At 72.7% G+C, this 572-nt stretch carries 2 protein-coding genes; both read left to right on the forward strand.

Annotation, left to right across the window (positions count from 1 at the left end; translation table 11 throughout):
* Positions 1 to 184 (forward strand): hypothetical protein (locus MXD60_RS26285; protein ID WP_248822390.1); only part of this gene is annotated, 184 nt, incomplete at its 5' end.
* 47 nt (positions 185 to 231) lie between these two features.
* The gene (locus MXD60_RS26290; protein ID WP_518468726.1) at positions 232 to 525 is read left to right on the forward strand and encodes a DUF397 domain-containing protein; all 294 of its coding nucleotides are present in this window, start codon (positions 232 to 234) and stop codon (positions 523 to 525) included.
* Positions 526 to 572: the final 47 nt, after the last annotated feature.

Genomic DNA, 572 nt, shown 5'->3' on the forward strand with positions numbered 1-572 from the left:
TGACGCCGTGGCGTCGCTGATGGAGCAACGCGCGCAGGAACTCCGCGCCCTCGAAACGTTCTACCTGGACTTCTGGCGCCAGGGCATGAAAATCCTCACCGCGCAGCAGGTCGAGGACGCGATGGCCCTGCGGGTGGAGCAGCGGATCAACCTCCTCGATCTGCTGGCGAACAGCACCCCCTGAGCCGCCGCTCCGACCAGCGGAGCGGACCACCCACAGCGGAGGACGACATGACCAACGACTGGACCCACGACCAGATGCCCCCCGACGGCGGCTACGGCGGCCAGGGCGGCACGCGGCGCCAGGCCCCCGCGACGCTGGCGTGGCGCACGAGCAGCGCCAGCAACGGCGCCGGCGGCATGTGCGTCGAGGTCGCCCTCGACCTCGACGGCGACGTCGCGGTCCGGCACTCGATGCGACCGACCGACGCCGTCCTGACGTTCACCCCCGCCGAGTGGGACGCGTTCCTCGACGGCGCCCGCAACGGCGAGTTCGACCGGGAGCGCCTGCGCGACACGGTCTGACGCCCCCCGATCCGGCCCGCCGGCCCACACGAGCGCCCACAGCGCGG

It is taken from the genome of Frankia sp. AgB32, from assembly GCF_023243045.1.
Lineage (GTDB): Bacteria > Actinomycetota > Actinomycetes > Frankiales > Frankiaceae > Frankia.

What these genes read in the sequence shown, in the direction of transcription:
- MXD60_RS26290 (WP_518468726.1), top strand. Translation starts at nt 232, where the DNA reads ATGACCAACGACTGGACCCACGACCAGATGCCCCCCGACGGCGGCTAC.